9 protein-coding genes are annotated in these 11,027 nt (G+C 66.1%); 7 read left to right on the top strand and 2 right to left on the bottom strand.

Features of this window, described 5'->3' with window-relative positions:
• Positions 1 to 236 precede the first annotated feature (236 nt).
• The 6 genes from QP413_RS08480 to pknB all read left to right on the top strand — a co-directional run bounded on the left by QP413_RS08480 (position 237) and on the right by pknB (position 9,150).
• A complete protein-coding gene (locus QP413_RS08480) occupies positions 237 to 752 on the top strand; it encodes an FHA domain-containing protein (protein WP_012359325.1) in 516 nt (171 codons plus the stop codon).
• Complete coding sequence (locus tag QP413_RS08475) at positions 749 to 2,317, top strand: PP2C family serine/threonine-protein phosphatase (RefSeq protein WP_070758888.1); 1,569 nt, start codon at positions 749 to 751, stop codon at positions 2,315 to 2,317. The genes QP413_RS08480 and QP413_RS08475 overlap by 4 nt, the downstream gene beginning before the upstream one ends.
• 1 nt (position 2,318) lies before the next feature.
• The gene (locus QP413_RS08470) at positions 2,319 to 3,704 is read left to right on the top strand and encodes an FtsW/RodA/SpoVE family cell cycle protein (RefSeq protein ID WP_284781440.1); all 1,386 of its coding nucleotides are present in this window, start codon (positions 2,319 to 2,321) and stop codon (positions 3,702 to 3,704) included.
• A complete protein-coding gene (locus QP413_RS08465) occupies positions 3,701 to 5,149 on the top strand; it encodes a penicillin-binding transpeptidase domain-containing protein (RefSeq protein WP_070758890.1) in 1,449 nt (482 codons plus the stop codon). The genes QP413_RS08470 and QP413_RS08465 overlap by 4 nt, the downstream gene beginning before the upstream one ends.
• Positions 5,150 to 5,151: 2 nt before the next feature.
• Positions 5,152 to 6,795 carry a serine/threonine-protein kinase gene (locus QP413_RS08460; RefSeq protein WP_284759200.1) on the top strand — a complete coding sequence of 548 codons (1,644 nt, stop codon included), beginning with the start codon at positions 5,152 to 5,154 and terminating at the stop codon, positions 6,793 to 6,795.
• Positions 6,796 to 6,972: 177 nt separating this feature from the next.
• Positions 6,973 to 9,150, top strand: a complete 2,178-nt coding sequence (gene pknB, locus QP413_RS08455; protein WP_284759201.1) for a Stk1 family PASTA domain-containing Ser/Thr kinase — start codon at positions 6,973 to 6,975, stop codon at positions 9,148 to 9,150.
• A gap of 30 nt (positions 9,151 to 9,180) precedes the next feature.
• Here the strand turns inward: pknB and QP413_RS08450 are convergent, their stop codons facing one another.
• A complete protein-coding gene (locus QP413_RS08450; RefSeq protein WP_012359319.1) occupies positions 9,181 to 9,867 on the bottom strand; it encodes a gamma-glutamyl-gamma-aminobutyrate hydrolase family protein in 687 nt (228 codons plus the stop codon).
• 144 nt (positions 9,868 to 10,011) lie between these two features.
• Between QP413_RS08450 and crgA the strand changes: the two genes are divergently transcribed.
• Entirely contained in the window at positions 10,012 to 10,290 is a 279-nt protein-coding gene (crgA, locus tag QP413_RS08445) for a cell division protein CrgA (RefSeq protein ID WP_012359318.1), read from the top strand.
• Between the two features lie 42 nt (positions 10,291 to 10,332).
• On the opposite strand, the gene QP413_RS08440 is transcribed toward crgA, so the two are convergent.
• Positions 10,333 to 11,025 carry a rhomboid family intramembrane serine protease gene (locus QP413_RS08440; protein WP_012359317.1) on the bottom strand — a complete coding sequence of 231 codons (693 nt, stop codon included), beginning with the start codon at positions 11,023 to 11,025 and terminating at the stop codon, positions 10,333 to 10,335.
• Positions 11,026 to 11,027: the final 2 nt, after the last annotated feature.

Below are 11,027 nucleotides of genomic sequence, written 5' to 3'. Positions count from 1 at the left end.
CAATATCGGAATCAGACCCTTGAACCCCTCACCGCCTAGAATTAAACCAGTCCAACTTTCGGGGGCTAGTTCATTATTGCCTCGGGGGTTTTGCGGGGGCTTCGTGAGGGCTTGGCTATTCACTCCACCCCCTATACGCGTGTCTGCTCACTAAACTAGGGTTAAAACCCGGACAACTTCGGCCGCCCCTGCGGCCCGTCTGCTCACGTATGCCCGATATATAAGGAGTGAAGACCGTGCACACCACGCTGTTACTAGTGGTCAAGATCGGCCTGCTCGTGCTGCTGTGGTTCTTCATTTGGATGACACTCCGCGCGCTTCGCAAGGATCTGAACTACGCGGCGAACCCCGGGGCTGCCGCTGGTGGTGGCGCGCCGATGGGCTACGCCGCCCCCCATGTTGGCCTGGCTGGTGGCACGTCTAGCAGCGGTTTCCGGGGCACGCGTCACCGCACGAATCCGCCGAAGTCCCTGATCATCACCAGTGGCCCGCTGACCGGGACCACACTGAACTTCCAGGGCTACGACGAGATCACGATCGGCCGTTCCTCGGTGTCCACACTGCAGCTGGAGGATGATTTCGCGTCGGGCACCCATGCCCGGCTCATCCGCCGGGGTCGGGACTGGTTCATCGAGGATCAGGATTCCCGCAACGGCACGTGGCTGAACGGCCAACGCATTGACCAGCCGGAACGGCTCGCCGAGGGAATGGAAGTCCGGATCGGGCAGACCCAGGTGAGGATGGAGCAATGACGGATCAGCGCTTGGCTTTAGATTTCGCCGCATCCTCCGACCGCGGTTTGGTGCGCACGAATAATGAGGACTCAGCCTACGCGGGCCCGCGCCTGCTGGCTCTCGCCGATGGCATGGGTGGCCACGCGGCCGGCGAGGTCGCCAGCCGCTTCTTGGTGGACACCCTGCGGACGCTGGACTCTCCGCTCCTGGACGAGCCGGATGAGCGCCGCCGCCTCACCTCCGTGCTGGAGCGCGCGGTGGATGAGGGCAATGAGCGCATCGCCTCCCACGTGGATGAGAACCCACAGCTGGAGGGCATGGGCTGCACCCTCACCGCGATCCTATTCAGCAACGCTAAGGCCGCGATGTGCCACGTCGGCGACTCCCGCGCCTACCGGCTGCGCGACGGGGAGCTCACGCAGATCACGAAGGACGATACTTTCGTCCAGACCCTCGTGGACGAGGGCAAGCTCGACGCCACGGACGCCAGCTCCCACCCCCAGCGCTCCCTGATCCTCAAGGCGCTTACCGGCCGGCCCGTGGAGCCAACCTTCACGGAGTTTGAGGTGCTGCCGGGCGACCGCTACATGCTGTGTTCCGATGGCCTCTCCGATCCGGTGAGCATCGACACGATGCGGGACATTCTGAACGCCTACGACCCTGCCACCGCAGCCGATCGCCTCGTCGAGATGGCGCTGCGCGGCGGTGGACCAGATAACGTCACCGTCGTCGTCGCGGATGTTGTGGACCTCGCCGATGTCGAGGACGACGCGTCAGGCGAGGGTAACGCGGCATGTTCTGCTGGTCGCGGCCCGCTGCCGGAGACCCCAGTGCTCGCCGGTGCTGCCTCCCCCACTATGCAGGAGAGCCGCAGCTTCGATACGCCCGCGGCCCGCGCCGCTGCCAGTGGCGCCAGCGTGACGAGCTCGCGGGCACCTCGGCCCCCGAAGGATCCCGAGGAGGTTTCGGAGCCGGCTGGGGCAGCCACCCTTGGCGACCCTGGTTCGGAGCCGGCTGCTGCGCCCGCATCCGGCGCGGCGGAACCCACCAGCGCAGACGGAACCGACGTCCCTAAAAAGAAACGGGGACGGGGCTGGATCGCCCTGGTCGTCGCATGCATCCTCGTCGTTGGGCTCGGAATCGCCGGATTCTTCGGTTACCAGAAGATCGGCGAGACCTACTTCGTCGCCGTGGAGGGCAAGCAGATCGTCGTGAAGAACGGGGTGCCCGGCTCCCTGCTGGGCCTCTCCCTGAACTCCACGCACCAGCGGATCTGCCTCGATGAATCTGCCTCCGTGCGACTCATCGGCGCAGATAATGGCTCCCCCGAGGACTGCCACCTCTTCCTGACCTCCGACCTGACCCCCTCGGCGCGAAGCACCGTCGAGAGCATGCCGGAGGACAGCTACCAGGCCGTCGTCGAGCAGGTGAATCGCCTGGCAGAGGAAACCCTGCCGGTGTGTGTCACCCGCGAGAAGAAGGACAATGGGAAGCGCCCCGGCGCAGACCGAGCCACGAGCACCGCCAGGAAGGGCGCTGAGGACCTGACGACCCCCGGCGTGTCCTGCCGGGAGGTGAAGTGAATTGACCAAGGGCTTTTTTAAGAGAAAGACCGAAGCCTGGCTGCTGCTGCTCACCGCAGTGGTCACCCTGACGGCGGTCGTATCGCTGGAGCTGGCGCAGGGCAATGAGCTCAGCTCCAGCATCTTCCTGCTGGTCGGTGGGTTCTTCCTCATCTTCCTGGTCGCGCACCTGGTGATGAACTGGGTGGCCTCCGACGCGGATCAGGTGATACTGCCCGTCGCAGCTCTCCTCAACGGGCTGGGTCTGGTGATGATTTACCGCATTGACCTGGCCACGGGCATGTCCCTGGCAAAGTCGCAGATCATGTGGATGGTTATCGGCGTTGGCCTGCTGGTGGCGGTGCTGGTGTTCCTGAAAGACCACCGCTCGCTGCAGGACTACGCCTATCTGATGGGCCTGGTGGGGCTGGTGTTGCTCGCGCTGCCAATCGTGTGGCCGACCAGCCTCAATGCGGACGCCAACGTGTGGATCTCTATCGGGCCTTTCTCCATCCAGCCGGGCGAGTTCGCGAAGATCCTGCTGCTGCTGTTCTTCGCCGCACTCCTGGTCAGCAAGCGACGCCTGTTCTCCGTGACGGGTAAGAGCCTGCTGGGGCTACAGTTCCCCCGCATGCGCGACATGGGACCGCTGTTCCTCGTGTGGGGACTGGCGATGGTCATTTCCGCCGCGCAGAACGACTTCGGCCCGGCCCTGCTTCTCTTCGCCACCGTGCTGGGGATGCTGTACATCGTGACGGAGCGCGCCTCCTGGGTGGTGCTCGGCGTGGGGCTGGCCTCGGTCGGCGCGGTCGCGGTGTACCAGGTGTCCGACAAGATCCAGACCCGTGTGGCGAACTTCGTGGACCCGTTCGCGGACTTCCACAACCGGGGTCTGCAGCTCGCGCAGTCCCTGTTTGGCCTCTCCTACGGCGGGATCACCGGCAAGGGGCTCGGCGAGGGCTATCCGGAGCTGATCCCGGTGGTGCAGTCGGACTTCATCCTCTCCGCCTTCGGCGAGGAGCTCGGCCTGATCGGCCTATCCGCGATCCTGCTTCTGTACGCAATCTTCGTGCTCCGCGGCTTCACGGTGAGCATGCACGCCAGCGATTCCTTCGGCAAACTCGTCGCCGCTGGCCTGTCCCTGACGGTCGCGGTGCAGGTCTTCGTTGTCGTGGCGGGTATTTCCAAGCTCATGCCGATGACCGGCCTGACGACCCCATTCCTTGCCCACGGTGGCTCCTCGCTGTTGGCGAACTACATCCTGCTGGCGATCCTGCTGCGGATCTCCGACTCTGCCCGCGCCCGGCGCGCGGTGCAGGACGAGGGCAGCAAGTCCGGCGGGATAGATGCCAAGTCCGAGGAGAAGCAGGGGGCTGCGCAGAACAACGCGGAAGGTGAGCTCGCGTGAATCGACCGATTAAAGCCGTAGCCATCTTCAGCATGATCTTGACGGTCATTCTGCTGATCAACCTGACCTATATTCAGGCCTTCCAGACCAAGGAGCTGGCGGAGAACCCGCTGAACGCGCGCCAGTTCTATGACATGAAGCAGCGCCAGCGCGGGCAGATCTCCGCTGGCGGGCAGGTACTGGCCGAGTCCGTGCGGGACGATAACGGCTACTACAACCGCCGCTACGTCTACGCCCCAGAGGCCTTCGGCTCGGTGGAGGGTTACTTCTCCGACCGCTTCGGTGCCTCCGGTATCGAGGCCAGCCAGAATTCCATTCTCTCGGGTGAGGACGACAGCCTCTTCGCTCGTCGTATGTGGGACCAGATCTCCGGCAAGGAGGTCCGTGGCGCGAATGTGGAGCTCACCTTAAGCCCGCAGGTGCAGCAGGTGGCCTACAACGAGCTGGCTAGCAAGGGTTACTCCGGCTCTGTCGTGGCCCTGCGCCCCTCGACGGGCGCGGTGCTGGCGATGGCCAGCACGCCCTCCTATAACCCGAGCGCGATCACGGATCAGTCCCCGGAGGCAGCGGCCGCGAACTTCGAGGCCCTCAGACAGGACGCAGGTTCCCCGCTGCTGAACCGCTCGACCCAGGTGACCCAACCCCCGGGCTCGTCCTTCAAGGTGATCACCACCGCCGCCGCACTACAGGCCGGCGATAATGCGGATACTCCGGTCAGCGCCGCCAGCCAGACCACGCTGCCGGACACGGTCACGACCCTAGAGAACTACGACGGCCAGCGCTGCGCGGGCGGGGAGACCACCACGCTGCGAGTGGCCTTCGAGAAGTCCTGCAACGTGCCCTTCGTCGAACTGGGCGTCAAGCACGGCGATGATCTTTTCCGTAAGACCGCGGAGGCCTTCGGCGTGGGTGATAGCTACGAGGGCCTGGGGCTGGGCATGCAGCGCTCGACGCTGGGTGACCTGCCGGACAAGGCGGCCCTGGGCCAGTCCGCGATCGGCCAGCGCGATGTCTCCCTGACCCCGCTGCAGAATGCCGTGATCGCGGCGACGATCGCCAACGGTGGTGTGCGCATGGAGCCGCACCTGGTCTCCAAGATCACGGGCCCGGATCTGAAGACCCTGAAGGAGACGAAGCCAAAGCGGCTGAACCGGGCGATTCCGAAGGAGACGGCAGAGCAGCTCAAGGAGCTCATGCAGGGCTCCGAGCGCGGTGGCGGCGGCTCGGCCACCATCGCGTCGAAGACCGGTACCGCCGAGCACGGCGAAGTTCGCGGCGCGGCCGCCCCGCACACGTGGTACATCGCGTTTTCCACTGAGGCGGACGTGGCCGTCGCCGTCCTGGTGGAAAACGGTGGCGGCATGGGCCAGGGCGCCACGGGTAACGCCGTGGCAGGCCCAATCGGCCGTGCCGTCATCGCAGCCGCGGAGCAGGAGCAGCGCTAAAAATGACTGAGCACCCAGAGCAGCACCAACCGGACCGCACGGATATCGAGTACACCCAGCGGCTATTGGGTGAGCGCTACCAGCTGAGCTGGATCGTGGGCCGAGGCGGGATGTCCACGGTGTGGCTCGCCCGCGACACCGTGGCGCAGCGGGACGTGGCCATCAAGATCCTGAAACCCGAATACACGGAGAGCCCGGAGTTCCGCGAGCGCTTCCGCAACGAGGCGGAGGCCGCGGAGCACTTCGATTCCCCGAATGTGGTCGCCACCTATGACTACGGGGAGATTTCCGCGGACGACTCCCAGCCCACGAACGAGACCCGTGCGGTGTTCTGCTACATCGTGATGGAGTACGTGCGCGGCGAGAGCCTGGCGGATGTGCTGCGCCGCGAGCGCCAGCTGCCGGAGCCCCTGGCCTTGGACCTGATCCGGCAGACCGCGATGGGCCTGGCGGCGATCCACGCCACCGGTACGGTGCACCGGGATATCAAGCCCGCCAACCTGCTGCTCACCGCCGATGGCACGGTGAAGATCACGGACTTCGGTATCGCGAAGGCCGCGCAGGCCGTGCCGCTGACCCAGACCGGCATGGTGGTGGGCACGGCCCAGTACGTCTCCCCCGAGCAGGCGCAGGGCCGGGAGGTCACCGCCGCTTCCGATGTCTACTCCCTCGGCGTGGTGGCCTACGAGGTGCTGGCTGGCCACCGGCCATTCCGCGGGGACTCCTCCGTCTCGGTGGCGATCAAGCATATTTCCGAACAGCCGGAGCCCCTGCCCGAGGAGCTCAGCGCCCCGCTGCGCGAGCTGGTGAACACCTGCCTGCGCAAGAGCCCGCGTGCCCGCTACGCCGATGGCCAGGAGCTCGCGGAGGCCACCGCCGCTGTCCTTTCCGGGGCTCCGGCCCCTCGCCCGGCGGCCCTGTCCGCTGCCGACGCCGCCGCCCATACGGACGTCTTCGCTGCTCACGGTGGTGCCCGGGGTGCTGCTCCTGAGGATTCCGACGCGGAGCTCAGCCAGGTCGTGTCGGGCCCGGGTACGGCTGTCCCGCCGCGGCAGGGTCCCGCCCAAGGGCCGCGCAAGGCCAGCGCCGCGGGTGCTGCGGGGGCGGCGTCCTCCCGCTCGGCGGGTCGTCGCGGCGGGCAGCGCGGCTCTGCGACCCCGTGGATCGTGCTCGGGGTGGTTGTAGCCCTCGGCCTGGGTGTGATCGGCTACCTCCTGCTCAGCGATTCGAACTCCTCGACCCAGGAGCAGGAGACGAAGACCGTGACCAGCGAGGTCACGACCTCCCCCACCCAGGAGGAGTACGTCCCGCAGCAGCCGGTGGATCCCCGCCCGGAGAAGACCCAGCCGAGCGAGGACAATGGGTCAGATGACGGGGAGACCAGCTCGACCCGACCGGAACGTCCCAGGCAGTCGTCGACACGGCCGGGTAGACCGACGGGCACACAGCCCACACCGAGCAGCCCGCGCCAGCCCTCGCAGCCGTCCCAGCCAACGGCCCCGACGGAGGACAACCCCGTCCCGCCGGCTCCGGACCCGGGCGGCGAGCAGCCCAACCCGGGGAATAACGCGGAGGGCCCAACCGGCACGGGTACCTCCAACCCCGCCGATGGCGAGGTCGGGGCGCTGGGGCTGCGGGCGATCTAGCCGCAGCCCGGTGCCCAGTTGCGCGACCGGGCTTTCCGAGGCGAAGAAAACACTAAAGTAGTAATGGGAACTGTGGCGCGGTAAAGTTACCGGCTTTGAAGCAGATTCCGGGCGGGCACCCGCCCGAGCCGTACCGCGGCAGTACACAGTGAGTTGGAAGATCAGAGGAGGTCGGTCGTGGACCGTGACGGGGCGATCCTCGGTGGCCGATACCACCTAGGTGCCAAGATCGGCACTGGTGGCATGTCGGACGTTTATGCCGCCGTCGATGAGCTCCTCGGCCGCGAGGTCGCCGTCAAGATGATGCGGCCGGACCTCGCCCGCGACGAGAACTTCCTGGAGCGCTTCCGCCGCGAGGCGCAGAACGCTGCGAAGCTGAACCACCCGGCAATCGTGGCGGTGTACGACACCGGCCAGACCCCGCCGGAAGATGGCTCCGTGCCCTATATCGTGATGGAGCGCGTGCAGGGCGAAACGCTGCGCGACATCGTCCAGGAGTACGGCAAGATGCGGCTCACGGATGCCGCCGCCATCATGTCCCAGGTCCTGGAGGCGCTGCACTTCAGCCACGAGGCGGGCATCATCCACCGGGATATCAAGCCGGCGAACATCATGATCACCAACACCGGCGCGGTGAAGGTGATGGATTTCGGTATCGCCCGTGCCCTGTCTGATTCCTCTTCTGCGATGACGCAGACGGCCGCGGTCATCGGTACCGCCCAGTACCTCTCCCCGGAGCAGGCGCGGGGTAAGTCGGCGGATTCCCGCTCCGATATTTACGCTGCTGGCTGCGTGTTCTACGAGTTGGCGACAGGTCAGCCGCCGTTTTCCGGAGAGTCGCCGTTTTCGGTGGCTTTCCAGCATGTCCAGGACGCCCCGCCGGCACCGTCGACGGTCGAGGGCATGCATCTTTCCCACCGTGAGGCGGATAGTTTGGACGCCATCGTGCTCACCGCGATGGCGAAAAACCCCGACGACCGGCACGCGGACGCCAAGGAAATGGCGCTGGACCTGCGCCGGTTGAGCGAGGATCAGGTGCCACTGGTGGCGAAGCTGCCGGGCGCCACGGGTCCTGCGGGTGCTGCTGGCTCCTCGGATATGGGCGGGGGTCGGCACCGCGCGGATGAGTCCTCGGGTGCGGGCACGGCCGCCGCCGCAGGTCTCGGCGCTGCCGGCCTGGGCGCCGCGGGTGCTGCGGGCGCCACGGAGCGCACGGCGGAACACAACCTCGGCGGCCAGAACTTCGCCCAGAACGGCGAGCACGCCTCGGACCAGGGCGCTGGTGCCAACGGCGGTGGGGCTGCGGGGGCGTACCCGGCGGCCGCCGGCGCGGGTGGTGCAGGAGGCGAGCTGCCGACGTCCTACCCGGACCACGGCACCTACCCCGACACACAAACCCCGCTGATTGACGAGGAACCGAAACGGCGCTGGTGGATCCCGGTCGTGGCGATCCTCGCGGTGCTGTTCCTGCTGGGCGCCGGGACCTGGGCGTACATCGCCTCGGACCGGTCGGCCGCGACGGCGGAAACGGTCAACGTCCCAGACGTCAAGAACCTCACCCAAGACGAGGCCGAGCGCAAGCTCCACGACCTGGGCCTGGAGCTGCGCGTGAAGGAGCGTCCGCACGCCGATATCGAGCGCGGCCGTGTGATCCGCACGGAGCCGGGTCCGAATAGCTCGGTGCCGAAGGGCACGGAGATCTCGCTGGTGGTGTCCTCCGGTAAGGAGATCACCGAGGTTCCGGATCTGACGGGTAAGAACACCTCCGAGGCAGCGCAGCTGTTGAAGGAAGCCGGCCTGAGCCTGAATAACCGGGTGAAGGAGGAGCCCAGCGATTCCGTGCCGGAGGGCCAGATCACTGAGCAGTCCCCGGCGCAGGGTTCGCAGGTCTCGAAGGGCACGAAGGTCACCATCACGGTGTCCACGGGTCCGCAGGAAGTTCGTGTCCCGGTGGTCACGGGCCAGGATGTCGAGGGTGCGCGCTCCAACCTGGAGGCCTCGGGCTTCACGGTGCTCGTCATTGAGGTCGATTCCACGGAGCCGGAGGGCAAGGTCCTGAGCGTCAGCGACGAGGGCTCCCGACTGCGCGAGGGCTCCGAGGTCACCTTGACGGTCTCCCGCGGGAACCAGTTCCGCGTGCCGAATGTCTCGGGCAAGGAGTTCGGCCAGGTCTACGAGACCCTGCGTGCCGCGGGTTGGGAAGGCTCCCCGGATAAGCTGCGCCGCGTGGATGTTCCGACGAATGACCTGGGCCGGGTGGACCGGGTGGCGCGTCAGAAGCCGTCCGAGGGTGCCACCCTGGACAAGAACGCCACGGTCACGGTGGATGTCTTCATCTTCCGCCTGATCCCGTAGTTTCCGCCGTCGGCGGGGACTGTCGGCGCCCTACTTGCTCAGCGCACCGGTCACGGCAAGCTGCTCTTCCTCGATGCGGCCGAGCAGGTCCTCATCGATGGGGAAACCGGCTTCGATCAGCCAGTTCGCGAGCATGCGGTGGCCGTATTGGGTCATCACGGACTCCGGGTGGAACTGCACGGAGTGCACCGGCAGGCTGGTGTGCCGCATCGCCATGATCATTCCGGAATCCACCCGCCCGGTGACCGCCAGCTCCTCGGGCACGGAGCCCGGGTCGACGGTCAGCGAGTGGTAGCGGGTGACGGTGAATGGACTCGGGATGCCCTGCAGCACGCCGGTGCCGTCGTGGGTCACGGGCGAGGTTTTGCCGTGGTAGAGCTCGTCTGCGCGCACGACTTGGCCCCCAAAGTGCAGGCCGATGGCCTGGTGGCCGAGGCACACGCCGAACAGTGGAATGCCCTGATCCACGGCCACGCGGATGACCTGCATGAGGTGCCCGGCGGCGGTGGGTTCGCCCGGCCCCGGGGACAGCAGGACGGCATCGAACTGACCAAGCACATCGGCGAGGTCGGCGTCGTCGAAACCTGCCTCACCGCCGAGCTCGGGTGCGTTATTGCGCCACACCACGCAGTTCTGCTCGTGGTAGCCGAGCTGCCCGAGGTACTGGACGAGGTTATAAACGAAACTGTCGAAGTTATCGACGACCAAGATGCGCATGGGCTGATTCTATCGCTGTCATGTTGCACCTGTGCCGCCATGCCCCGTGTGGTGCGGAATTGTCGGGTGTAGCTGCTAATATTGGCCGTTGTATTGGAAGCTGCCTTGGCAGCTGGAAGCACTGCCCTGTAATGGAAGCGAATTATGCCTAAGTCAAAGATCAATTCCCCGGAGGAGAACTTCGATTCCAGCGCCGCCGCTGGGGTGGATCGCCGTACCCCGGTGAAGCTGAACGCCTCGGGCACGCCACGGTGGTACATCGTGATCATGCTGGGCCTGATGCTGCTGGGTCTGGCGTGGCTGGTCGTGAACTACATCGCCGGCCCGGCCATCCCGCTGATGGTCACCCTCGGCCCGTGGAATTACCTGATCGGGTTCGGCCTGTTCATCGTTGGTCTGTTGATGACGATGGGCTGGAAGTAACCCTTCTTCTTTTCTGCCCGCCCTGGTTGCCAGGGCGGGTTTTTAATTCAGGACGCCAACCGCGCCGGCTACGATGAGCGCTGCCGTACCGATGATAAGCGCGCCGGTTTCGGCCCGGCGGAGTTGTGCCGGACCTGCTGTTGGACCGAGCAGCCCGCGAACGGCAAGATAACTGGCCCCGCCGCCGAGGAAGCCACCAACGTGGCCCCAGAGCGACACCCCGGGGGTGTAGATCGTCCACGCGAAGTAGATCAGCACCATGACGATGGCCGAGGTCATCTGTTCACGCTGCGCGAGTTTCATGCCGAGCAGCATGGCCAGCAGCCCGTAGCCGACGGTTGAGGCCCCTCCCATGGTGGCTTCTGGTTGCAGGGTGAGGCAGGCGAGTGCTCCGCCGCCTGCGGAGGCGAGGATCATTCCGGCGGTGATGCGGTGCCCGAAGCGTTGCTCCACAGCTTGGCCGATGAAGTAGATGGCCAGCATGTTGAAGGCGATGTGGGCGGCATCGAGGTGCACGATCGAGGCGGTGGCGGCGCGCCACCATTGGCCGTGCTCCGCCATTTTCTCCGCGGAGAGGAGTAGTTCCCAACCGAAGTTTCGGGAGTCGCTGAGCGGGCTTTCGAGCGCGTAAACGACCCCGCGGCCGGAGAAACCCTGCTGAAATACGTGAAAGACCGCCTGCAGCGCCATGGCTGCATAGACGGTCACGTTGATCGCGATGAAAATCGCGATCACAG

Source organism: Corynebacterium sp. UMB4614 (assembly GCF_030217065.1).
Taxonomy (GTDB): Bacteria; Actinomycetota; Actinomycetes; order Mycobacteriales; family Mycobacteriaceae; genus Corynebacterium.
Note: the sequence above shows the minus strand (reverse complement) of the source record. Positions and strands in the feature narration are given on the sequence as shown.